The sequence below is a fragment of the Herbaspirillum autotrophicum genome (genome assembly GCF_001189915.1).
In the GTDB taxonomy this organism is placed as follows: Bacteria; Pseudomonadota; Gammaproteobacteria; order Burkholderiales; family Burkholderiaceae_D; genus Herbaspirillum; species Herbaspirillum autotrophicum.
Map to the genome: position 1 here is coordinate 161,128 of NZ_LFLS01000004.1, position 23,857 is coordinate 184,984.

The 23,857-nt window shown below is 56.3% G+C and carries 21 protein-coding genes; 5 read left to right on the plus strand and 16 right to left on the minus strand.

Annotated features, from left to right (window positions below; translation table 11 throughout):
- Positions 1 to 41 precede the first annotated feature (41 nt).
- The 5 genes from AKL27_RS04605 to AKL27_RS27025 are packed head-to-tail and all read left to right on the plus strand — an operon-like array spanning position 42 to position 3,544.
- Positions 42 to 653, plus strand: a complete 612-nt coding sequence (locus AKL27_RS04605) for a TfuA-like protein (protein WP_198155887.1) — start codon at positions 42 to 44, stop codon at positions 651 to 653.
- Positions 650 to 1,390 carry a hypothetical protein gene (locus AKL27_RS04610; RefSeq protein ID WP_050461607.1) on the plus strand — a complete coding sequence of 247 codons (741 nt, stop codon included), beginning with the start codon at positions 650 to 652 and terminating at the stop codon, positions 1,388 to 1,390. Before AKL27_RS04605 ends, AKL27_RS04610 begins: the two co-directional genes overlap by 4 nt.
- 11 nt (positions 1,391 to 1,401) lie before the next feature.
- Complete coding sequence (locus AKL27_RS27555; protein WP_157056798.1) at positions 1,402 to 1,674, plus strand: MoaD/ThiS family protein; 273 nt, start codon at positions 1,402 to 1,404, stop codon at positions 1,672 to 1,674.
- A gap of 5 nt (positions 1,675 to 1,679) precedes the next feature.
- Complete coding sequence (locus tag AKL27_RS04615; protein WP_050461608.1) at positions 1,680 to 2,756, plus strand: HesA/MoeB/ThiF family protein; 1,077 nt, start codon at positions 1,680 to 1,682, stop codon at positions 2,754 to 2,756.
- Positions 2,744 to 3,544, plus strand: a complete 801-nt coding sequence (locus AKL27_RS27025) for a class I SAM-dependent methyltransferase (RefSeq protein WP_083438874.1) — start codon at positions 2,744 to 2,746, stop codon at positions 3,542 to 3,544. Before AKL27_RS04615 ends, AKL27_RS27025 begins: the two co-directional genes overlap by 13 nt.
- Positions 3,545 to 3,642: 98 nt before the next feature.
- On the opposite strand, the gene AKL27_RS04620 is transcribed toward AKL27_RS27025, so the two are convergent.
- The 16 genes from AKL27_RS04620 to AKL27_RS04695 all read right to left on the minus strand — a co-directional run bounded on the left by AKL27_RS04620 (position 3,643) and on the right by AKL27_RS04695 (position 23,821).
- Positions 3,643 to 4,407 (minus strand): enoyl-CoA hydratase, encoded by a 765-nt coding sequence (locus AKL27_RS04620; protein ID WP_050461609.1) that lies wholly within the window; start codon positions 4,405 to 4,407, stop codon positions 3,643 to 3,645.
- A gap of 85 nt (positions 4,408 to 4,492) precedes the next feature.
- A complete protein-coding gene (locus tag AKL27_RS04625; protein WP_050461610.1) occupies positions 4,493 to 5,689 on the minus strand; it encodes an acetyl-CoA C-acyltransferase in 1,197 nt (398 codons plus the stop codon).
- A 102-nt stretch (positions 5,690 to 5,791) separates the two neighbouring features.
- Positions 5,792 to 8,179: a 3-hydroxyacyl-CoA dehydrogenase/enoyl-CoA hydratase family protein gene (locus AKL27_RS04630; RefSeq protein ID WP_050461611.1), complete on the minus strand. Its 2,388-nt coding sequence runs from the start codon at positions 8,177 to 8,179 to the stop codon at positions 5,792 to 5,794.
- Between the two features lie 145 nt (positions 8,180 to 8,324).
- Positions 8,325 to 10,115: an acyl-CoA dehydrogenase C-terminal domain-containing protein gene (locus tag AKL27_RS04635; protein ID WP_050461612.1), complete on the minus strand. Its 1,791-nt coding sequence runs from the start codon at positions 10,113 to 10,115 to the stop codon at positions 8,325 to 8,327.
- Positions 10,116 to 10,140: 25 nt separating this feature from the next.
- The gene (locus tag AKL27_RS04640) at positions 10,141 to 10,839 is read right to left on the minus strand and encodes a TetR/AcrR family transcriptional regulator (protein WP_050461613.1); all 699 of its coding nucleotides are present in this window, start codon (positions 10,837 to 10,839) and stop codon (positions 10,141 to 10,143) included.
- A 245-nt stretch (positions 10,840 to 11,084) separates the two neighbouring features.
- A complete protein-coding gene (locus tag AKL27_RS04645) occupies positions 11,085 to 11,471 on the minus strand; it encodes an RNA-binding S4 domain-containing protein (RefSeq protein ID WP_050461614.1) in 387 nt (128 codons plus the stop codon).
- Positions 11,472 to 11,620: 149 nt separating this feature from the next.
- On the minus strand, positions 11,621 to 12,796 hold the full coding sequence (locus tag AKL27_RS04650; RefSeq protein ID WP_050461615.1) for an acetyl-CoA C-acetyltransferase: 1,176 nt from the start codon (positions 12,794 to 12,796) through the stop codon (positions 11,621 to 11,623).
- Positions 12,797 to 13,015: 219 nt separating this feature from the next.
- Positions 13,016 to 14,452, minus strand: coding sequence for a catalase (locus tag AKL27_RS04655; protein WP_050461616.1), 1,437 nt, complete (start codon positions 14,450 to 14,452; stop codon positions 13,016 to 13,018).
- 293 nt (positions 14,453 to 14,745) lie between these two features.
- Positions 14,746 to 15,909 (minus strand): phospholipase D-like domain-containing protein, encoded by a 1,164-nt coding sequence (locus AKL27_RS04660; RefSeq protein WP_050461617.1) that lies wholly within the window; start codon positions 15,907 to 15,909, stop codon positions 14,746 to 14,748.
- Between the two features lie 26 nt (positions 15,910 to 15,935).
- Complete coding sequence (locus tag AKL27_RS04665; protein ID WP_050461618.1) at positions 15,936 to 16,730, minus strand: endonuclease/exonuclease/phosphatase family protein; 795 nt, start codon at positions 16,728 to 16,730, stop codon at positions 15,936 to 15,938.
- Between the two features lie 28 nt (positions 16,731 to 16,758).
- Positions 16,759 to 17,259: a dihydroneopterin triphosphate diphosphatase gene (nudB, locus tag AKL27_RS04670; protein ID WP_050461727.1), complete on the minus strand. Its 501-nt coding sequence runs from the start codon at positions 17,257 to 17,259 to the stop codon at positions 16,759 to 16,761.
- 68 nt (positions 17,260 to 17,327) lie between these two features.
- The gene (gene aspS / locus AKL27_RS04675) at positions 17,328 to 19,133 is read right to left on the minus strand and encodes an aspartate--tRNA ligase (RefSeq protein ID WP_050461619.1); all 1,806 of its coding nucleotides are present in this window, start codon (positions 19,131 to 19,133) and stop codon (positions 17,328 to 17,330) included.
- A 96-nt stretch (positions 19,134 to 19,229) separates the two neighbouring features.
- Positions 19,230 to 19,862: a DUF502 domain-containing protein gene (locus AKL27_RS04680; protein ID WP_050461620.1), complete on the minus strand. Its 633-nt coding sequence runs from the start codon at positions 19,860 to 19,862 to the stop codon at positions 19,230 to 19,232.
- Between the two features lie 38 nt (positions 19,863 to 19,900).
- On the minus strand, positions 19,901 to 20,236 hold the full coding sequence (locus tag AKL27_RS04685; protein WP_050461621.1) for an FmdB family zinc ribbon protein: 336 nt from the start codon (positions 20,234 to 20,236) through the stop codon (positions 19,901 to 19,903).
- A 303-nt stretch (positions 20,237 to 20,539) separates the two neighbouring features.
- The gene (gene otsA / locus AKL27_RS04690) at positions 20,540 to 21,916 is read right to left on the minus strand and encodes an alpha,alpha-trehalose-phosphate synthase (UDP-forming) (protein ID WP_050461622.1); all 1,377 of its coding nucleotides are present in this window, start codon (positions 21,914 to 21,916) and stop codon (positions 20,540 to 20,542) included.
- 63 nt (positions 21,917 to 21,979) lie between these two features.
- Positions 21,980 to 23,821 (minus strand): glycoside hydrolase family 15 protein, encoded by a 1,842-nt coding sequence (locus AKL27_RS04695; RefSeq protein ID WP_050461623.1) that lies wholly within the window; start codon positions 23,819 to 23,821, stop codon positions 21,980 to 21,982.
- Positions 23,822 to 23,857: the final 36 nt, after the last annotated feature.

The following is a 23,857-nucleotide window of genomic DNA, read 5'->3' on the forward strand; positions in this document are numbered from 1 at the left end:
CGGGCCCCTCTCTTTTTGGAACCAACTTGAGCCCTGCAATAATGGACAACATTACCTGGCGTCCTCCCGTTCGCCGTGGCGACATTGAACAACTTTTATTCCAGCATGATAAACCCGGTGTCATCGGATTGGCCGATGGGACATTTCATTCCTATCCATCGGTGGGGCATGTTGAATTAAGAGATGCACTTGAAACTGGTTGGGACATTTACGGCTTGTGCTCCATGGGAGCAATTCGCGCAAGCGAAATGTTTCACATGGGAATGATTCCGTGGGGAGAGGTGGCAGGAAGGTTCTGCCGCGATCGAAATTTTTCTGATGACGAGGTCGCATTAGTTCACAGTGCAGAAGCGCCATATGTACCACTCTCAGAGCCCATGTTGCATCTGCGGGAGTTCTGCACGCACGCACAGAAGAATGGATTGCTAACAGATACACAAGCAAATACTATTCTCTACTCACTCAAGCAAAGATGGTATGGAGATCGTACTATCGCCAATTTCTGCGTGGAACTCAAAGCAGTTTGCACAGATAAAAAACTCCTTGATGCTCTCCTTGCGGCCACACATGATTTCACTCCATATCGCTTGAAGCAGGCTGACCTGATATCTTTTGTGATCGAACACCCTTGGACCGAGGGAGCGCGAAAATGAGTTATTGTCTTGTGGCCGAATTAGGCGGGCTTCCGATGATCGACGACGAGGTAAAAATATCTACTTTAGCGACGCTCGCCTGTGCTATACGCCAACGTTTGGATAATGAAAAACAATCACTCGCAGCCTATCTTCAACCTGAATTGGCTCGGGCTTGCTATCACAATGCATATACGCAGCCGGTAACCGAGCTTGACTCGGTAGAGATGAATAAATCGGATATGGAAAAAATTCTTAGCACATGCAAGGAAGTTGTCTCGCTTGTGCCCAAGTGGCAGTCGATTTTCTCCATCCCACTATGCTGGCGTCGCCTCGTCGGTGACATATTCAGTTCAAGCAACCCGCTCATTCCTCAGCACATCTATTTAGGTAAAAATAGCCTGAATAGCCCTCGGCTCGCGGAATATATTATTCACGAGGTTTCGCATACTTGGATTGGAATGATCACCGAAATTGCACCACTTGCAGAACGTAGCGAACCGATCCACGTTCTGCCATCCGGGACATCAGGAAAAGAAATCACTCAAGTAATGTACGCCCTGACGTTTGCTGTTTCTGCTGTGCGTTATTACCGAGAAAAAGTAGCTTCAGGTTGCAATACTATTGAAGATAACATGCGCCTGATCTACCTTGAAAACTATGCCGACGGGTGCCTGAAGCTTATTGAGCCAAGCGGAAAATTAACATCAAACGGGATTTTCATTGCCACATCGTGTCATCGTTTTTTATCGTCCTGAAAGAGACCCACATGGCCCATATCGAATTACCTTCTCAGCTAAGTAGTTTAGTTCCGGCGCAAACATGTTTCGAAATCACTGCATCAAATCTAAAAGAGGTATTTGAACAAATTGATGAAATAGCCCCCATGGTGCGCTCGCAAATTTTTGATTCTACCGGGGCCATTCGCCAATTTGTCGGCTTATTTCTGGATGAACATCAGATCCATGAAATAGGTCATGGTATGCAACCGGTCCGAGAAAATAGTCGAGTGGTCATCATGATGGCTGTTGCCGGAGGCTAATCGTCATGAACATCCATCTCTCGGAATCTGTCTATTATGCTCGTCACTTTCGGCTGCCCGGATTCAACGAACAAACGCAACAAAAACTGCGCTCTGCCAAAGTATTAATCGCGGGAGTGGGTGGCCTCGGTTGTCCCGTTGCGCTCTACTTGGCTGGTGCCGGCATTGGTACGATCACGTTATGCGATGGGGATGAGGTATCCCCAACAAATCTGCATCGACAAGTGTTATTCGACACTTCGTGTATTGGGAGAAAGAAGGCCACTATTGCTGCTGAGCGATTACAAGCGATTAATCCATATATTCACATTGAGGCAATTTGCCAATATGTGAATACTCAATTACTACTGGAATTAGTGCCTCGCTTTGACGTAATCATCGACTGCACAGATAACTTTGACGCCAAATATGCCATCAACGATGCGGCAGATGTTGCTGGTGTTCCGCTAGTTTATGGCTCCATATTCCAGTTCGAAGGACGCGTATCGGTATTTCACTATCCGACTGCCAATTACGCACAAGGACTATCCTACAGAGATATCCATCCAGAAGCACCTCCGTCTGCACTAGCCCAAAACTGTGGCGACGCTGGCGTCATTGGTGTGTTGCCCGGCATCATTGGCACGCTTCAGGCCAACGAGGCCATTAAGGTAATAACTGGATTGGGCGAAACATTATCAGGCTTTCTGCTGATATTTGATGCGCTCAGTGCGACAACTCGAAAATTGACCCTTGTCAAACGTAATCATGCAAAGGTTATACAAGAGCAAACTGATGACATCATCTACAGTGAACTGCTTGAACGCATGGCATCTGCCGTACCGCCCACATTGATTGATGTACGCGAATTTCACGAACGAAAGGCCTCGTCTATTGGAGGCCAACATATTCCATTGGCGACGCTACATCAACATGTAATGAGTCTGCCTCGTGACCGCGATATTGTCATTTACTGCAAATCAGGTATGCGTTCGGCCAAGGCTGCTCTCTACCTGCGAAGCCGAATGGATGGGATAAGGGTACTTCATCTGACGGGCGGTATTGACGCCTGTATAGGTGGAGGTGTCACATGCAAACTGTAACAAGGAAAAAAACAGGGGCACTCCAGATTCAAGATAAAGCTCGAGCTCACGATGATGTCTACGATGCAATAGAACGATCTATATTGTTTCAACAGATACTTGCTCAAGCGATGGGAAATGATTACCCCCCCGATTCTACTCAGTATTCTTTCGTCGGAATGCAAGGTCTGCGCTGGCTTGCTAAAAGAATCGAGAGCGCACCCGACGGTACATGCATTGACCTTGGCTGTGGCGACGGATCTCTAAGCGTTTGGTTACATCGTCTATGTGGCCGCAAAATCACTGGCTGCGACATCTCAGAAAAAGCAATAAGTATTGCGAAAAAAAAGGCCCATATCGATTGTGATTTTGTTGTTTCTGACTTTTGTCAGCTCCCATTCGACAACGGCTCGGTAACCGCAATATCTGCGCTGGACTGCATACAACATGCCCAATCTCCATTGCTTCTTGCCAACGAACTTGCACGCATTTCAGTGCCGGGCACACGTTTTCTATTTACTCACTGGATGAGGCTTCTCGCCCCAAAAATATTGGCTCAATACGATCCACTATGCCTGGCACTACATACCGCTAAATTTAGAATCAAAGAAGTTTTCAACCTTGATCCAAGCTTGAACATGCAGTTTCGCGTATACGCATACGTACACGCGAATCAGGGTTTATTGGAAGAAAAATTAGGAAGCACTCTATTCCATTCTTTGATATCAGAGGCCCGTCATCTACATCCAGTCAGAAATGACGTGGGACACCTTGCAGTATCTGCCATTTGGAATCCAGATCTAGACTGAGAATCAAATCTTCATTGGAAAAACGCGCTGCCCCGCATCAGCAACACCAACGCAAAATTAGCGTTGAAGTAACAACAACGTACTCTTGAATATCACCTTCAGCCAAACTTGCTGAAATCCGGCTTCCGCTTTTCAAAGAAGGCCGTAAACGCTTCCTTGGCTTCCGGTGCCGTCAGCATGGCGGCGAAGTGTTGAATCTCCAGCGCCATTTGCGATTCCACTGCGGCCACGCGATTTTTCTTCATCAACTGTTTGGTGAGGCGCACGGATGCCGCAGGCAGGGCGGCCAGTTTGGCGGCCTGCTTTTGGGCGTAGGCCAGCAGTTCGTCGGCCGGCAATATCTTGTTGACCAAACCCATGTCGTGCGCTTCGTCGACGCCAAAGGCTTCGCCGAGCAACAGTTTTTCAGCGGCGCGCTGATAGCCGACGATGTTTGGCAGCAGCAGCGACGATGCGGCTTCGGGGCACAAACCCAGTTGCGTGAACGGCATCGAGAATTTGGCATTGTCGGCGGCGTATACCATTTCACAGTGCATCAGCATGGTGGTGCCGACACCGACTGCGGCGCCGGCAACCGCCGCGATCAGCGGCTTGCTGCAATGACTGATCTGCCACAGGAACTGGAATACCGGTGCTTCTTTGCCGCTTGGCGGATTCTTCAGAAAATCTTCAAGATCGTTACCGGCGGTAAAGATCTGCGGCTTGCCGACAAACAGGATGACGCGCACTTCGCTGTCGATATCGGCCTGTTTCAAGGCGTCTGCCATGGTCTGATACATGGCGGCGGTGAACGCGTTCTTCTTTTCTTCGCGGTTGAAGCCAATGGTCATGACGCCATTTTCTTTGGTGATCTGGATTTCCATATGTCCCTCTGTCCTCTATGTGAAAAAAGCCGCACGGCTGTCGCAGTGCGGCCTCCGGCCTGCTAACTGGCTGCGCAGTGCCGGCTTACATGCGTTCGAAAATACCGGCGGCACCCATTCCGGTACCGACGCACATGGTCACCATGCCGTACTTCAGATTCTTGCGACGCAGCGCGTGAATCGTGGTGGCGGCGCGAATCGCACCGGTCGCGCCAAGCGGATGACCCAGCGCAATCGCGCCGCCCATCGGATTGACCTTCGATGGATCCAGACCGAGATCCTGGATCACTGCCAGCGCCTGTGCTGCAAACGCTTCGTTGAGTTCGATCCAGTCCAGCTGATCTTGCGTGATGCCAGCTGCGCGCAAGGCAACCGGAATTGCTTCCTTGGGGCCAATGCCCATGATTTCCGGCGGCACACCGCGCACCGCAAACGAGGCAAAACGCGCCAATGGCACCAGATTGAATTGTTTCAGGATCTTTTCACTGACCAGAATCAAGACGCCAGCGCCATCCGAGGTTTGCGAGCTGTTGCCGGCGGTGACACTACCCTTGGCGGCGAACACCGGTTTCAGTTTGGTCAGCGCTTCAATCGAGCTGTCGGCGCGTGCACCTTCATCTTTATTGACCGTGCGGGTCTTCAGATCGATTTCGCCGGTAGCCAGATTCGGGAAGCGTTCAATGATATCGACCGAGGTGGTTTCCTCATTGAATTCGCCCGCCAGTTGCGCTGCGATTGCCTTTTGATGGGATGCCAGCGAGAACTGATCCTGTGCTTCGCGCGACACCTTCCATTGCTTGGCGACGTTCTCTGCCGTCAAGCCCATGCCGTAGGCCATGCCGATATTTTCATCCTTGAAGGCACCCATGTTGATCGATGGATGGAAACCCATCATCGGCACCATCGACATCGATTCGGCACCGCCGGCGATCATCACATCGGCCTGACCGACACGGATACGGTCGGCGGCCATGGCGACCGCAGTAATGCCGGAAGCGCAGTAACGGTTGATGGTGACGCCGCCAACGGTATTCGGCAAACCTGCCAGCAACACTGCATTGCGCGCCATGTTGAGACCTTGTGCGCCTTCCGGGAAGGAACAGCCGATGATCGCATCTTCGATCAGTTTCGGATCGAGACCAGGCACTTGCGCCAGCGCCGATTGCATTGCCCGCACCAGCAGATCGTCCGGCCGCACATTCTTGAACATGCCGCGCGGCGCCTTGCCAATCGGGGTGCGCGTCGCCGCAACGATGTAGGCGTCTTGAAGTTGTTTTGTCATTTCGTACTCCTGAATTAGGACTGATTTTTTTGCGTCGTATTCATTCAACACCGTCGGAAGGGTTGGCCAGGTGCGATGCACAGCAGCCTGGCCAGCTATTCCTCAATTACGGACGGGCTTGCCGGTTTGCATCATGCCCATGATGCGTTCCTGGGTTTTCGGATGGTTCAGCAATTCCATGAAGGCTTTGCGTTCCAGATCGAGCAACCATTGTTCGTTGACGACGCTGCCTTCTTCGACTTCGCCACCGCTGACGATCTCGGCGATCATCTGGCCGAGCTTGAAGTCATGCGCCGAGATGAAGCCGCCGTCGCGCATGTTGACCAGTTGCGCCATGATGGTGGCGACACCGTAACGGCCAACCACCGGTACTTGCGGCGCCAGTGGCGGACGATAGCCGGCGTCGAACATGGCGCGTGCTTCGACCTTGGCGACATGCAGCAATTCGTAAGGATTGAACACCACCACGTCGTCGGCTTTCAGGTAACCGAGCTTGCGTGCTTCCAGTGCTGACTTCGAGACGTTGGCGGTAGCCGCGGCCAGGAAGTAGTCTTTCAGGAATTGCAGAATGTCGTTGCCCTTGGCTTCCCTGGCAGCGCGCACTGCCGCTTCTTTCAGACCACCGCCGGCCGGGATTAGACCCACGCCGACTTCCACCAGACCGATATAGGATTCGATGGCCACCACCCGTTTGGCAGTGTGCAGCAACAATTCGCAACCACCGCCGAGCGCCAGACCGGCCACTGCGGCGACCACCGGCACATTGGCGTACTTGAGCGCCTGATGTGCCTGTTGCAGATGATGCACCACCGGTTCGATGGCCTTGACGCCGCCCGACATGAACAGCGGCAGCATCGATTGCAGATCGGCACCGGCCGAGAAGGCCCCGCCTTCGGCGGCGTCCGGATGCCAGATCACCAGCCCCTTGAAATTGCTTTCGGCTTCGGCCAGTGCCTTGTTGATGCCATCGATGACGCCTTGACCGATGACGTGCATCTTGGTCTTGAACGACAGAATCAGCACATCATCGTTTTGATGCCAGATACGCACCGAGTCATCTTCGAAGAAGGTAACGCCGGCCGTCTTGCCATCGGCCACGCCTTCACCGAACAACGGCGCGCGGAACGGCTGACGTTGATACACCGCCAGTTCAGAACGGGCGACATTGGTTTTCTTCTTCGGCGAGTACGAACCGGTGGCGCCATGCACGCCTTCGCGGCCGTCGAAGACCCAGGCTGGCAATGGTGCGGTGGACAATGCCTTGCCGGCATCGATATCTTCCTTGACCCAGGTGGCGATCTGTTGCCAGCCTGAGGCTTGCCATGTTTCAAACGGACCGACGTTCCAGCCGAAGCCCCAGCGCATCGCGAAATCCAGATCGCGGGCATTGTCGGCCACGGTCTCCAGATGCACGGCGATGTAGTGGAAGGCATCCCGGAAAATCGCCCACAGGAATTGTCCTTGCGGATTGGTCGAATCGTGCAGCGCTTTCATGCGCTTGACCGGATCCTTGTCTTTCAGGATGCGGGCAATGATGTCATCGGCCTTGCCGCCGCCGGCGACGTAGTCGCCCTTGGCCGCATCAATGCGCAGAATATCCTTGCCGACTTTCTTGTAGAAACCGGCGCCGGTCTTTTGTCCCAGCGCGCCCTGCTCGACCAGCTTGGCCAGCAGCGGCGGCGTGGCATAGCTGGAGAAGAACGGATCGTCCTTCAGGTTGTCTTGCATGGTCTTGATCACATGACCCATGGTGTCCAGACCGACAACGTCAGCGGTACGGAAGGTACCGGACTTGGCGCGGCCCAGCTTGGCACCGGTCAGATCATCGACGACATCGACCGACAAACCGTATTTTTCGGCTTCAATGATGGTGGCCAGAATGCCGAACACACCGACGCGGTTGGCGACGAAGTTGGGGGTGTCGAATGCGCGCACCACACCTTTGCCGAGCGTAGTGGTGAGGAAGGCTTCCAGGCGGTCGAGAATTTCCGGCTTGGTCGATACCGTCGGGATCAGTTCCACCAGATGCATGTAGCGTGGCGGGTTGAAAAAGTGCACGCCGCAGAAATGCGATTTCAGCGTGGCGTCAAAACCTTCCGACAACGCGGTGATCGACAGGCCGGAAGTATTCGAGGCGAAGATCGCATTCGGTGCGATGTGTGGCGCCACTTTCTTGTAGAGATCGTGTTTCCAGTCCATGCGCTCGGCAATGGCTTCGATGATCAGATCGCAACCGGCCAGCAGTTCGAGGTTGTCTTCGTAGTTGGCTACCTGGATCAGCGCGGCGTCGTCCTTGTTGGCCAGCGGCGCCGGGCTGAGTTTCTTCAGATTTTCGATGGCGCGCAGCACGATGCCGTTTTTCGGACCTTCCTTGGCGGGCAGATCGAACAGCACCACCGGCACTTTGGCGTTGATACAGTGGGCGGCAATCTGAGCCCCCATCACGCCCGCGCCGAGCACGGCTACTTTTTTGACGATGAAATTGGACACGCGTATCTCCTTCTATATGGCAAAGCAAAATCGGGGGAAGCGCGGCGCGAAGGTAATACCGTGTCACGGTACTGTCACCCTTCCCGCCCGCCTTTACAGCATGAGTGCAAACACCGGCGCAACGCGCCGGGTAGTGCGAATGCGATCAGAACAGATCGGCATCCAATGCCATCAGGTTAGCCGAGCCGGAACGGGCCTGACGGATCAGCATGGCGCTTTCCGGCAGCAGGCGGGCGAAGTAGAAGCGCGCTGTTGCCAGTTTGGCAGTATAAAAAGTGTCGCCGGAGTCTTGCTTGGCCAATGCGATCTTTGCCATTTGTGCAAAGAAGTAGGCATAGACCATGTGACCGACTACGCGCAAGTATGGCACAGCGGCAGCACCAACTTCATCCGGGTTCTGGAATGCCTTCATGCCGATTTCCATGGTCAGCTTGCTGACCTTGTCGCCGATGTCGGCCAGCGGCGTGATGAATTCGGACAAAGCTTCGTCGGTACCGTTCTCTTCGATGAAGGCCTGCACTTGCGCACCGAATTTCTTCAGCTTGGCGCCGTTGTCCATCAGGATCTTGCGGCCCAGCAGATCGAGCGACTGAATCGTGTTGGTGCCTTCATAGATCATGTTGATACGCGCATCGCGCACATATTGCTCCATGCCCCATTCCGCGATGTAGCCATGGCCGCCATATACCTGCAGGCATTCCGAGGTGGAAATCCAGGCATTGTCGGTGATGAAAGCCTTGACGATCGGCGTCAGCAAAGCAACCTGATCGGCGGCTTCCTTGCGCACTTCTTCATCCGGGTGATTCAGTTCCTTGTCGAGTTGCAGCGCCACATACGAACAGAAGGCACGGCCGCCTTCGGCATAGGCTTTGGCAGTCAGCAACATGCGGCGCACATCGGCGTGCACGATGATCGGATCGGCCGGCTTGTCCGGTGCCTTGATACCCGACAGGCTGCGCATCTGAATGCGGTCCTTGGCATACACCAGCGCATTTTGATACGCCACTTCCGTCAGCCCCAGTCCTTGCATGCCGACGCCGAGACGCGCCGCGTTCATGAACACGAACATCGCATTCAGGCCCTTGTGCGGTTCGCCGATCAGCCAACCGGTGGCGCCATCCAGATTCATCTGACAGGTGGCGTTGCCATGGATACCCATTTTCTCTTCAATTGCACCGCAAGCGATAGGATTGCGGGCACCGAGCGAACCGTCGGCATTGGGCAGGAATTTCGGCACGATGAACAACGAAATACCCTTGGAGCCTTGCGGCGCATCCGGCAGACGCGCCAGCACCAGATGCACGATATTGTCGGACATGTCATGTTCACCGGCCGAAATGAAAATCTTGCTGCCGGTGATCTTGCAGGAGCCGTCGGCTTGCGGCTCAGCCTTCGAGCGCAACAGGCCGAGATCAGTGCCGCAATGCGATTCGGTCAGGCACATGGTGCCGGTCCATGCGCCGGAAATCAGTTTCGGCAGATACAGTGCTTTTTGCACGTCCGAACCGTGTGCGTGGATACATTCGTAAGCGCCGTGCGACAAGCCCGGATACATGGTCCATGCCTGGTTCGACGAGTTCAGCATTTCGTAGAACGAATTGTTGACCACCAATGGCAAGCCCTGGCCGCCGAATTCCGGATCACAGGACAGTGCGGCCCAGCCAGCTTCCACATATTGCTTGTAGGCTTCCTTGTAGCCCTTCGGTGGCGTAACGGTTTTGGTTTCCTTGTCGTAGTGGCAGCCTTCGCGGTCGCCCGAATGATTCAGCGGAAACAATACCTGGGAAGTGAACTTGCCGCCCTCTTCCAGCACCTGATCGATCAGTTCGCGATTGGTGTCGGCATGCGCCGGCAAGGTCTTGAGCACGTCTTCGACTTGCAGCAATTCGTGCAGCACAAATTGCATGTCGCGTAAGGGGGCAATGTATTGAGGCATGGTTTGTCTCCGGCAGGATGGATAGTCAGGCTGCGTTATTGGCAGGGGATATGGAATGCTTGGCTGATGCGGTCTTCCCGGAGGAAGTTGAATCGGGATTGCGATAGCTGTCGATCAGGCGGTCGAAACTGGCTTGTGCGCGTTCCACGCTGCCGGGGATGCGCAAGAAGCGGGCATCGTGATGCAGCGCCAGAATCAGGCCGTAGATTTCGTACACCATTTGTTCAACATTGATGTCGTTGCGCAGATGGCCCATTTCCATGGCTTGCTGAATCGAGCGTTGCAGCGCATCGCGCCAGGCCTGCACCATCGCTACCAATTGTTCGCGGATGGCGCCCGGCCGGTCGTCATATTCAACCGCGCCGCTGATATAGATACAGCCGAGGGCAATTTCCACTGTCACCAGTTTGACCCAGCGCGCAAACATGCCTTGCAGACGCGGCAAGCCGCGCGGTTCCTTGATGCTGGGGTAGAACACGTCTTGTTCGAAACGGTTGTGATAGAGGCGCACGACCTCGATCTGCAAGTCTTCGCGCGAGCCGAAATGGGCAAACACACCCGACTTGCTCATTTTCATTTTTTCCGCGAGCAAGCCGATGGTCAAGCCTTCGAGGCCGTCGCGGCTGGATAATTCTAATGCGACATCGAGAATCGCCACGCGCGTCAGTTCGCCCTTGCGCATGAATTTCGGTCGCTTGCCTGTCACGGAGGATGTCTCAATCATCGCTGTCAATCTCAGAAGTTAGCGTATGTCCTGCGTCCGTTGCATGATGCGCTGTCGAAACAGCTGAAACGGCACAGAAATTTTTATTAGAACGGTCGTACTATTATTCATTGCCCGACAAATGTCAAACAAAAAAACGCAAGCCGGTCAAATTGCGGGAAAGCACCGTCAGGCGGGTGTCAGAAGTCGCCGCGCCGGTGGGTGAGGATCATTGCATAAAAGAAATTGCGCATCCCTGCGCTGCATCAAGAATCTGTGCCGGAGGCCTTGTCGAGCGAACGCCGGTCGCGCTTGGTGGGGCGGCCCTTGCGTCTGGCGGCCGGTTCCGGTGCCAGCCGGTTGCGCTCGGCGCTGAGGCGACGGCGTTCCAGACTGTCGGCGGTTTCCGCGTAGAGCTGCTGCGCCACTGCCGCCGCGCCGCGCTTGTCGCTGATGCCCCGCACTTCGACTTCCCATTCGGTGGCGCCGTTATCAATTTGCAAACTGTCGCCGCAACGCACGCTGTGCGCGGGCTTGGTCTTGTCGCCGTTGAGCCGGACCTTGCCGTGGTCGACAGCATCACTTGCCAGCGAGCGCGTCTTGAAGAAACGCGCGGCCCAGAGCCATTTATCGATGCGGGTGGTGTCAGTCATCACGCGTCATGCCATCACGGCCGCCAAGAGTCTGTATTCACCGGCAAAGCGCATTGCCGGAACATGAATACCGTTATCAAAGAAAAATGCCGGCTGTGACAGCCGGCATTGCAAATCGCTGACCGCCGGTGGCGGTCAGGATCAGGGTATCAGCGCTCAACCGCCAGCGCCACACCCATGCCGCCGCCGATACACAGGCTGGCCAGACCGCGCTTGGCATCACGCCGCGCCATCTCATGCAGCAGCGTCACCAGAATACGACAGCCGGATGCGCCAATCGGATGGCCGATGGCAATCGCGCCGCCATTGACGTTGATCTTGGACGTATCCCAGCCCATTTGCTTGTTGACGGCAATGGCTTGTGCGGCGAACGCTTCGTTGATTTCCATCAGGTCCAGGTCCTGTGCAGTCCAGCCGGCCTTTTGCAGGCACAGCTGGGACGCCGGCACCGGACCCATGCCCATGATGCTCGGATCGAGACCGGCCGACGAATACGACTTGATCTTGGCCAGTACCGGCAGACCGAGTTCCTTGGCCAGACGCGCCGACGTCACGATCACCGCAGCAGCGCCGTCGTTGATGCCGGACGCATTGCCCGCCGTCACGGTGCCGTCTTTGGCGAACGCCGGACGCAAGCCGGCCATTCCTTCGAGCGTGGCGCCATGCTTGATGAATTCATCGCTGTCGACCACGGTCGTGCCCTTCTTGGTCACGATTTCATACGGCAGGATTTCATCCTTGAACTTGCCGGCCTTTTGCGCGGCTTCTGCCTTGTTTTGCGAAGCGACCGCGAATTCGTCCTGCTCGGCGCGTGAAATTTCGTATTTCTTGGCGACGTTCTCAGCCGTGATGCCCATGTGGTACTGGTTGTAGACATCCCACAGGCCGTCGACGATCATGGTGTCCGTCAGTTTGGCATCGCCCATGCGGAAGCCGTCGCGCGAATGGTTCAATACGTGTGGCGAGGCGCTCATGTTTTCCTGGCCGCCGGCGATCACGATCTGGGCGTCGCCACACTTGATGGCTTGTGCGGCCAGATGGATTGCCTTGAGACCGCTGCCACAGACCTTGCCGACCACGAAGGCTGGCACCATGTCCGGCAAACCGGAACGGATCACGGCCTGACGCGCGGGATTCTGGCCGACGCCGGCAGTCAGCACCTGGCCCAGAATGACTTCACTGATCTGTTCCGGCTTGATGCCGGTTTTGGCCAGCAGGCCCTTGATGACATGTGCGCCGAGGTCCGATGCTGCGATTTTCGACAATGCGCCGCCAAACTTACCGACCGCTGTTCTTTGTGCTGCGACAATAACGACATCATCCATTACATGCTCCTCTGTAATCTGTAATCCGCGAATCGGGACTGCAATCTTATCACTTCATTTCGCTTTTGCCTGCACGTAGAAATGCTAGCGCAGAGCGCAAAACGAGAGTTGCGGCAGGTCAATTTTCTTCGAGGAAATCGCCTTCTGAAGCGACCGGCAAAAAGCCCCGCTCACATGCATGAGCGGGGCTTTTCGTGTTGCGCGATGTTGCCGGATTGCCTACTTCAGTGCGGCAATCGCCTTCGCCACACCGGCGCCATACGCCGGATCAGCCTTGCTGCAGTTGTCGATATGACGCTGCTTGATGGCATCGGCGGCACCGGAGATGGCGCGCGCCGTATTTTCAAACAAGACCTGCTGCTGCGCCGGCGTCATCAGACGGAACAGCGCTGCCGGTTGCGAGTAATAATCTTCGTCAACGCGGTGATTCCAGTGGTCGGCAGCACCTTCAATCGACAGCGGCGGCTCGCGGAAATCCGGCTGCTCTTGCCATTGACCATAACTGTTCGGCTCGTAACCCAGGGTTCCGCCATGGTTGCCATCAACCCGCATGGCACCGTCACGATGCGAGGTATTGACCGGGCAGCGGGCAGCATTGACCGGAATCTGGAACGAATTCACGCCGAGACGATAGCGGTGCGCATCGCCATACGAGAACAAGCGGCCTTGCAGCATCTTGTCCGGCGAGAAACTGATACCCGGCACCACGTTGGCTGGCGAAAAGGCCGCCTGCTCAACTTCGGCGAAGTAGTTTTCCGGATTGCGGTTGAGTTCCAGCACGCCGACTTCGATTTCCGGATAGTCGCCATGCGGCCAGACCTTCGTCAGATCGAATGGATTGAGGTGGTAAGTGCCGGCTTCTTTTTCCGGCATGATCTGCACGAACAGCTTCCAGCGCGGGAAGTCCTTTTTCTCGATGCTGTCGAACAGGTCGCGCTGCGAGCTTTCGCGATCACGGCCCACCAGTTCTTCGGCTTCGGCATCGGTCAGATTCTGGATGCCCTGTTGGGTCTTGAAGGCGAACTTGACCCAGAAGCGCTCGTTGTCGGCATTCAGGAAACTGAACGTGTGGCTGCCGAAACCGTGCATGTGGCGATACGAACGCGGCAGACCGCGATCACTCATGACCACCGTGACTTGATGCAGGGCTTCCGGCAACAGGGTCCAGTAATCCCAGTTATTGTTGGCGCTGCGCAGATTGGTTTTCGGATCGCGTTTGACGGCGCGATTCAGATCAGGAAATTTGTGCGGGTCACGCATGAAGAACACCGGTGTATTGTTGCCCACCAGATCCCAGTTGCCCTGCTCGGTATAGAACTTGATGGCGAAACCGCGAATATCGCGCTCGGCATCGGCTGCGCCGCGCTCGCCGGCAACGGTCGAGAAGCGCAGGAACAAATCGGTTTTCTTGCCGATTTCAGAAAATATCCTGGCCTTGGTGTAACGGGTGATATCGTGAGTGACGGTGAAAGTGCCATACGCCGCCGAGCCCTTGGCGTGCATGCGCCGTTCAGGAATCACTTCGCGGTCGAAGTGGGCCAGTTTTTCCAGGAACCAGACATCTTGCAACAAGGCGGGACCGCGCGGACCGGCCGTCTGGATGTTTTGATTATCGGCAACCGGAGCGCCGGCAGAGGTAGTTAATTTGTTGCTCATGTCAAATCCCTTTAAGAACCTAGGTTAGTCATCCCGCTTCCAGCAGAGGCGGCACTGCATGAACTTTAAACAAAACTATCAATATTGGACAATTGATTATCTTTATCAATCAGATAGCTTTTGCAGCGCTACCTTTTTCTTTTCCCATCCTGAGCGACGCTTATTTGACGACAAGTACCTCCGCTTGTCCAGATGCAGATCGGCAATGAGGGGGAAGTTACAGCGAATAATGACGATATTTCCATGCTATCAGCTGGCAATGACATCGCAACGACACCTTACATCAGGCAACATCAGGCATCTTTACCCAGCGTAATAATGTGGATCACGCCCCGATATAACAGGAAGGCCGTGCCGTACCAGAGCTTTTTATACCAGGGTGAACTGGCGAACTCTTGCAGATTGACCGGTGTGCCATCGGCAATGCCGGCTTCGATTTCGGTACGCAGGTAACTGGCAAAGGCGGCATCGCTGATGACCACATTGGCTTCCTGATTGACGAACAGGCTCAGGCCATCATAGTTGCTGGAACCGACGGTCGCCCATTCATCATCCACGACTGCTACCTTGGCATGCAACTGGGTCTTGTCGTATTCGACGATGCGGACCCCGGCCTCCAGCAGCTTGGGATAGAAGGAATGGGCAACTGCGTCCTGCATCATGAATTGCCCGACCCCGAGCAACAAGGTCACGCGCACGCCACGCGCCGCCGCCGCTTCCAGCGCGCGCCGCAACTTGCGGCCGGGGGCGAAATAGGGATTGGTCAGATAAGCACTCTCCCGCGCCCGCCCGAGCGCTTGCAGATAAGCGCGCTGAATCGTGCGCCGGTTGCGCCAGTTGTCGCGCACCACCAGACCGGCCAATGCAGCGCCGTAGACCTGAAAATGCCGAGAGGCACGCATTTTCTTGAAGTTTTCCCAGCGTGCGCGCAATTTCATTTGCCCGATGCGCACCCATTGATCCTGCATTTCTTCGTGAATCACTGGCACCAGCGGACCGCTGATGGCAACTGCAAAATCCCAGCGCGGCGCTGGCAAGGGCGTACGACGGGAATCGTCGGAATACAGATCGTCAATGATGTTCAAACCGCCCACGAACGCAACATAGCGATCAATCACGCACAGCTTGCGGTGACTGCGCGCCACGCCGCGCTTGAACCAGGGATTGAAAGAACGGTGATGGACGCCGGCCGCATGCAAGGTGGTTCTGAGCAGGCGGCTATGCTTGATACCGGTGCCGAGCCAGTCGGAAATGACACTGACCACGACCCCTCTGGCCGCTGCGCGCTGCAGCGCATCGCGCACCAGCACGCCGGTTTCGTCGAGACTGAAAATATAGGTTTCGAGATAGATTTCGACGCGCGCCGCATCAATGGCGGCAATCAATGCAGGGAAAAAAGCGGCGCCGTTATGCAACAGCACAATATTGTTGTCGGCACAGAAATTTACCGAACGCATGAAAACTCTGTCATGAGGGTAAATTCCTATTTCAGGCGCAAGGTACTGATGATCGGTGCGTGGTCGGAGAGCTTGCTCCACAACCCGCCATGCAACACCTGGGCTGATTCCACCTCAAAGCCGCGCAGGTAAATCCGGTCCAGTCGCAACACCGGCATGGCTGCCGGAAAAGTGCGCGCCGGCTGGATTCGGGCCGACATGCCACCGAGACGGCGCAGATAACTGAGCACGCCGCGCGAGGTCACCTGTTGTTCGAAGACTTCGGTCACACCCAGACGGATACGCAGAAATTCACTGAGCTGATCGCCCCAGTCATTGAAGTCGCCGGCAATGATGACCGGCGAACCGGGCGGCGCCGAGGCCCGCACCGCCTCAATCAATGCCGCAGTCTGACGCCGGCGGCCACCGGCGAACAGGCCCAGATGCACCACGTAGCAATGCACGTCGGCGCCATCGATCTGAATCACGCAATGCAAAATGCCGCGCGATTCGTAGGCATGATCAGAGACATCCTGATTGCGCGACGAGGCAATGGCAAACCGCGACAGCAGCGCATTGCCGTGGTGCCCGTGATCGTACACGGCGTTCATGCCATACGCGGAATGATGCGAATCGCCGGCCAGGAATTCGTGCTGCCCCTGTTCCGGCCAGTGCGCGGCATGCCGCAAGGCATTCAGATCGTGCCGCCCCTGCACTTCCTGCAGGAACATGACGTCGGCATTCAACTGCACCAGTGCTTGCTTGAGAGCATGAATGCGCGGCCGGCCGCCAAAGGAGGTCACTCCCTTGTGTATGTTGTAGGTGGCGATGCGTAGCTTCATGCGGTGTGCGGCTCTCCGAAAATGGGTACTACCCTGATAGTGAACGGTAATGCGGCAATTGCAAGATCGCTTCGGCGTTGGATGGCGAGAAACACTGATCGGCCGCCTCGCGATATGGCAACCAGCGATACCGGACATGTTCACGCGGCGCCAGCACGATCGGTATCTCGCGTGGCACCAGCAAGCCGAATACATGCTCCGTATTGCGGGTTACCCCCGGTGCATAGCGATGCCGCCACACCGGGTAGATTTCATAGACATTCGACAATTGCCAGTCGTGCAGATGATGACATGGAACCGTGCCCGGCGCTGTCGGCGGAACACTGATTTCATCACTGACAATGATGCCGGTTTCTTCCTGCACTTCACGTTGCGCGGTTTGCCAGAACGGTTCATCCAGGCTGTCGCGGGAACCGGTCACCGACTGCCAGTAACCAGCCTTGTCGGCGCGTTCGATCAGCAAGACGTCAAGCGCCGCCGTATGAATGACCACCAGAACCGATTCGGGAATCTTGTAAGACTGAGACATTGCGGTAATTGAGTCGTAAAAAAAGGGCGCGAAATTCGCGCCCTTCATTATGCCTTCTATTTCAACAATCAGGCTTTGACTGCCGGTTCGGCATTGCGCAAGCGGATGTGCAGTTCGCGCAGTTGCTTTTCGTCGACCACCGATGGTGCTTGTGTCAGCAGACACTGGGCACGCTGGGTTTTCGGGAAAGCGATGACGTCACGGATCGATTCGGCACCGGCCATCATGGTCACCAGACGGTCGAGACCGAACGCGATACCGCCATGCGGAGGCGCACCGTATTGCAATGCGTCCAGCAAGAAGCCGAATTTCAGTTGCGCTTCTTCGTCACCGATCTTCAACGCACGGAATACCTTGCTTTGAATGTCGGCGCGGTGGATACGGATCGAACCGCCGCCCAGTTCCCAACCATTGAGGACCAGATCGTAGGCTTTGGCGATGGCGTGGCCGGGGTTGGTCGAAATGAAATCTTCGTGACCGTCCTTCGGCGAGGTGAACGGATGATGCAAGGCCACCCAACGCTGGTTTTCTTCGTCGTATTCGAACATCGGGAAGTCCACCACCCACAGCGGACGCCAGGCGTCGTCGAACAGACCGCCCTTCTTGCCGAAATCGCTGTGACCGATCTTCACGCGCAGCGCGCCGATGGCGTCGTTGACGACCTTGGCCTTGTCGGCGCCGAAGAAAATCAGATCGCCATCCTGGGCGCCGGTCTTCTCGATGATTTGCGCCAGTGCCGCGTCATGCAGATTCTTGACGATCGGCGATTGCAAGCCGTCACGGCCTTTGTCTTTTTCATTGACCTTGATGTACGCCAGACCCTTGGCGCCATAGATCGCCACGAACTGGGTGTAGGCGTCGATTTCCGAACGCGGCATGCCGGCACCGCCCGGTACGCGCAGACCGACCACACGGCCGCCTTCGCTGTTGGCAGCGGCGGAGAACACCTTGAAGTCGACATCTTTCATGACGTCGGTCAGTTCGGTGAATTCCAGCTTGACGCGCATGTCCGGCTTGTCCGAACCATACATGCCCATGGCAGTGGCGAAGTCCATCACCGGGAACGGGTTCGGCAGATCGATATCGAGCGCGTTCTTGAACACCAGACGAATCATGCCTTCGAACAGATCGCGGATTTCCTGTTCGTTGAGGAACGAGGTTTCGCAATCGATCTGGGTAAATTCAGGCTGACGGTCAGCGCGCAAGTCTTCGTCGCGGAAGCACTTGGTGATCTGATAGTAACGGTCGAAGTTGGCCACCATCAGCAATTGCTTGAACAATTGCGGCGATTGCGGCAACGCGAAGAACTCGCCGGCATTGACGCGCGATGGCACCAGATAATCGCGGGCGCCTTCCGGGGTCGACTTGGTCAGCATCGGTGTTTCGATATCGATGAAGCCCTGGGCATCGAGGAACTTGCGCACTTCCATCGCCACCTTGTAACGCAGGCGCAGGTTGTTTTGCATTTGCGGACGACGCAGGTCCAGCACGCGATGGGTCAGGCGTGTGGTTTCCGACAGGTTGTCGTCATCCAGCTGGAACGGTGGCGTCACCGACGGGTTCAACACTTCCAGCTGATGCGCCAGCACTTCAATCTTGCCGGAGCCGAGGTTGGCGTTGCTGGTACCTTCAGGACGCAGACGCACGATACCGGTGATGCGCAGACAGAATTCGTTGCGCACGGCTTCGGCGTTCTTGAAAACATCGGCACGATCCGGATCGCAGACCACTTGCACCAGACCTTCACGGTCGCGCAAGTCGATAAAGATCACGCCGCCGTGGTCGCGACGACGATGCACCCAGCCGCACAGGCTGACGGTTTGACCGAGAAGCGCCTCAGTGGTGAGGCCGCAGTAATGAGTTCGCATGGACATATTCAGGTTCCGGTTACAGTTTTGTGTGATTCAGTTGTTTGGTATTGGCGGGATGAAGGCGGGGCAGAACAGCGCACCATGGCACTGAACGCCCCGTCAATTATGCGTGGCCGCCGGGGTGATGATTTTCTTGTCGGCTGCCATTTCAGGCGCTACCACACCCATCGAGACAATATATTTGAGTGCCTCGTCAACGCTCATATCGAGCTCGATGGTATCGGCACGCGGCACCATCAGGAAAAATCCCGAGGTCGGATTCGGCGTCGTCGGTACATACAGGCTGATGTAATCGCCTTGCAGATGATTCCGGACTTCGCCGCCGGGCACGCCGGTCAGGAAAGCGATGGTCCACGAACCCTGACGCGGATACTGCACCAGCACCGCCTTGCGAAACGCATTGCCGGAGGAGGAAAACAGCGTGTCGGATACTTGCTTGACGCTGGAGTAGATGGATTTGACGACCGGAATCCGGGTCAGCAAACCTTCCCACAGCGACACTACCTGACGGCCGATGAAGTTGCGTGTCGCCAGTCCGGTCAGAAAAATGATCAGCAGCGTCAGGATCGTACCCAGACCCGGAATATGGAAGCCGACCAGCGCTTCCGGCCGCCAGCTTTCAGGCAGCAGCAGCAGCGACTGATCCATGGTGCCGATGATCAGATTGAGTACCCATACCGTGATTGCCAACGGGACAAGAATCAATAAGCCGGTGATGAAGTATTTGCGCATGATCTTTTTCTGGTGAACGACGAGCTCCGGACCGGGGGTCAGGAACCGCTCGGCGTAGTGGGCGTTGCCGGTGCAGCAGGGGTCGCGGCAGATGCAGCAGCCGGCGCCGGCGCGGCAGTACCGGCAGCAGGTGCCGGGTCACTGGCAACCGGTGGCGCGCTGGTCGCAGGCGCGGCGGCAGCGCCGTTGGCACCACCACGGAAATCGGTCACATACCAGCCGGTGCCCTTGAGCTGGAAGCCGGCGGCCGTCAATTGTTTCTTGAATGTGTCTTTGCTGCAAGATGGACAAACGGTCAATGCGTCGTCAGACATCTTTTGCAGCACATCCTTGGCAAAACCACACGCTTCGCAGCGATACGCGTAAATCGGCATGAAACACTCCGCAAAAATCGTCCAAAACCCTGAATTATAAAGGTTTTTCAGGCGCGTTTACGATTCGGCTGCAAGCCCGACCCGGGAACGATGCCGGTAACGATAGCACAAGGCAGCAGAACTACCTTGATTGCGCGCAGGCGCAGAGCGTGGCTCCTGTGGAATGCCCGGCCGGACGCGGCAGCGCGCCGCAACCGACTGCCACGCAGGGCCTCCGGTGCAGGAACGACGCCGCTCCCAACATTTCACCCAGGAAACCATTCTGTATTGTGCGGCGTTGTATTTTATGCAAAAGCAGACAGGTCAGCGCGTATGCTCCAGTTTCTGCAAAAAGCTCTTGCACCACCAGTGCACGTCAAATTCCTTCACCTTGGCCAGCAAGGCGACATGGCGCTCCTGGCGTTCGGCCAGCGACATTTGCAACGCCTGCTGGATCGTCTGCGCGGTGCCGCTGATGTCGTAGGGATTGACCAGCAAGGCTTCCCGCAATTGCTCGGCAGCACCGGCGAAGCGCGACAAGACCAGTACCCCGGGATCTTCTTCATCCTGCGCAGCGACGAATTCCTTGGCCACCAGATTCATGCCGTCGCGCAACGGCGTCACCAGCGCCACGGCGCAGGCGCGGTACAAGCCCGGCAAGCGCTTGCGCGCAATCGTGCGGTGAATGTAACGGATCGGCATCCAGTCGAAATCACCATAGTCGCCATTGATGGCGCCGCACAGGCTTTCCAGTTCATGTTGAATGTCGGCATAGGCATCGACATCTTCGCGGCTCGGCGAAGCTACCTGCAACAAGGTCGCGCTGTGTCGATTTTCGGGATAGCGCTGCAACAATTCGCGGAAGGCCTTGATCCGCTGCGGCAGTCCCTTCGAGTAATCGAGGCGGTCGACCCCGATCAGCAAGCGCCGTCGCGAATATTCCTTGCGCGTGCTTTCGAAGGTTTCAAGCGCTTCGCGCGCCCGCCCCAGACGCTGGAAATCATCGACATCGATACCAATCGGAAATGCTTCGGCCTGCACGGTACTGTTGAAGGCCCGGAACTGATTGGCGCCGACGGTTTCCGCGGTGGCTTCGGCTTTGACGTAATGGGCGAAATGCAACAGGTCGGCTTCGGTCTGGAAACCGACCAGGTCATAGGCAAACAAGGCACGCATCAACCATTCATGCGACGGGATCGCAGCCAGAATCTGTTGCGGCGGCAACGGGATATGCAGAAAGAAACCGATACGGTTTTCGCAACCGATGGCGCGCAATTCCGCGGCCAGCGGAATCAGGTGATAGTCGTGAATCCAGATCAGGTCATCGGGCTTGAGCAATGCTTTCAGCTTGCGCGCAAACAATTGATTGACGCGCCGGTATCCGCTCAGATGTCCCGATTCGAAATGCGCCAGATCCAGCCGATAGTGGAATATCGGCCACAACACGCCATTGGCATAGCCGCGATAGTAGGCGTCATGATCTTCCTGACACAAATCCAGTTCCGCCAGCGTCACGCTGCCGGCCTGATGCACATGCAATTCACCTTCGCCGGCAGCGCCGTTTTCGACCACCTTGCCACTCCAGCCGAACCACAGACCGCCGGTTCGTTTCAGGGTTTCCCCCAACGCTACTGCAAGACCGCCGGCGGCGGACTTGCGCGGATCAGCCAGACGGTTCGATACCACAACCAGGCGCGACATAAGCAAACTCCTTTGTTATTTTTGTGATCAATATCAACATGCAAAACAGTGCCGGCAATACGATCAGATAACGCTCTCCCATGAGGCCGACAGCCGCATGGCGCAATTGATGATGCCGACCATCGAATAGGTTTGCGGGAAATTGCCCCACATCTTGCCGGTCACCGGATGCGTATCTTCCGACAACAAACCGAGATGATTGCGGGCATCCAGCATGGCCTGGAAAATTTCACGCGCCTGTTCCTTGCGACCGATGCGTGCCAGTGCATCGATGCGCCAGAAGGTACAGATGTTGAACGCGGTTTCGGGCCGGCCGAAATCATCCGGGGCTTCGTAGCGCCGCATGTACGGACCGTCGCACAAATGTTTTTCGAGTGCATCCACGGTGGCGATGAAGCGCGGATCGGTGGGTGCAATCAAACCCACTTCGACCATCAGCAAGACGCTGGCATCGAGGTCGCGGCCGCCGAAACTTTCGGCATAGGTTTGGCGCTCTTCATTCCAGGCTTCGGTCAGGATGCGCTCGCCGATCAGGGTGGCGCGTTCGCTCCAGTAAGTGGCGCGCTCCGGCAATGCCAGCCGCACCGCAATCTTGGCCAGACGATCGCAGGCAGCCCAGCTCATCAGGGCTGAGGAGGTATGGATCCGCGAGCGGGTGCGCAATTCCCACATGCCGGCATCAGGTTGATCGTAGACGCTGAAAGCGCGTTCACCGACCGCTTCCAGATGCTGGAAGTGTTCGATGCCGGCACGGTGCAGCAAGCGGTTATCGTGAAACGCTTGCGCCGCACCGAGCACGATATTGCCGTAGACGTCATGCTGGAAATGTTCGTAAGCCTGATTGCCGACCCGCACCGGACCGTAATTCAGATAGCCCGGCAAGTGATCCAGTATTTGTTCGGGCAGCGCCTCTTCGAGACCGATGCCATACAGCGGTTGCACATGACCGCCGGCAGAACGCACCACGACATTGGTGAGCCAGCGCAGATAGTCTTCCATGGTACCGAGTTCAGACAAGCTGTTGAGTGCGCGCACCACGAAGAAGGCATCGCGCAACCAGCAATAGCGATAGTCCCAGTTGCGCGAACTGCCGGGCGCTTCCGGCACGCTGGTGGTCATGGCAGCGATGATAGCGCCGGTATCTTCATAAACCGACAGCTTGAGCGTGATGGCGGCACGAATCACTGCCGGCTGCCATTCCAGCGGCGTGGCCAGACGCCGGGTCCAGTTGCGCCAGTAGCTCAAGGTTTCCTGTTCGAATTCGCGGGCGGTATCGCTGATGCCGCCGCTCAGCGTTTCATCCGGTCCCAGAATGAAATCGAATGGCCGGCTGACCACGAACGGCATTTCATCCAGCAGATAGCTGATCGGCGCATCGCTGTTAAGGCGCAAGGTTTGCGCTGAGCCGACATAGCGCACATGATTGCTGCCGCGCGTCACCACCGGCATTTCGCGGCCCCAGTCGAAACGCGGCTGCAACACGATCCGCATGCGCGGCGAACCGGCCAGCGGAAGTACCCGCCGCACGATCGTCAATGGCCGGAAGAAACGACCGCGACTGGGAAAGCGCGGCGCGAAATCGGTGATCTCGATGCTCTGCCCCAGCGTGTCGTGCAAGCGCGTATGCAATACCGCCGTATTCGGTTCGTACCACTGCTCGCTGTGCGAAAAATTGTCGAGTTCAAAACTCCAGATGCTGCCGCTTTCACTCGGATCGAGCAGCGCATTGAACACCGGATCGCCGTCAAAGCGCGGCAGACAACACCAGACCATGCGGCCACGTTTATCGATCAGGGCACTGAAGGCACAATTGCCGATCACGCCCAGATCAAGTGTTGAGGTCGATGGCACGACGCTGTCGTGGTCAGTGCCGATGCTGTGGGTATCGATGCGTGGTTGCGTCATTGTTTCCCTCGCTGAAGTTTTTTTGTTGTGGCGCGC